Annotated in this window: 1 pseudogene; it reads left to right on the forward strand. The window is 42.5% G+C overall.

The window, feature by feature from the left end:
* Window positions 1–398, forward strand: a pseudogene (locus OS191_RS00035) (hypothetical protein); the annotation flags it as partial.

Genomic DNA, 398 nt, shown 5'->3' on the forward strand with positions numbered 1-398 from the left:
GGTGTTCCAACCAGTGAAGACTGTGATGATAACGATGCTACAAACACAAACTCAAATGTCAATGATGCTGATTGTGATGGTGTTCCAACATCTGAAGATTGTGATGATAACGATGCAACCAATACGAATAGTAACGTCAATGATGCCGATTGTGATGGTGTTCCAACGTCAGAAGATTGTGACGATAATGACGCAACCAATACAAACTCAAACGTCAACGATGCCGATTGTGATGGTGTTCCAACAAGCGAAGACTGTGACGATAACGATGCTACCAATACGAATAGTAACGTCAATGATGCGGATTGTGACGGTGTTCCAACCAGTGAAGACTGTGATGATAACGACGCAACTAACACAAACTCTAATGTAAACGATGCAGATTGTGATGGCGTTCC

Origin of the sequence: Xanthomarina sp. F2636L, from assembly GCF_026410195.1 — a bacterium.
In the GTDB taxonomy this organism is placed as follows: Bacteria; Bacteroidota; Bacteroidia; order Flavobacteriales; family Flavobacteriaceae; genus Xanthomarina.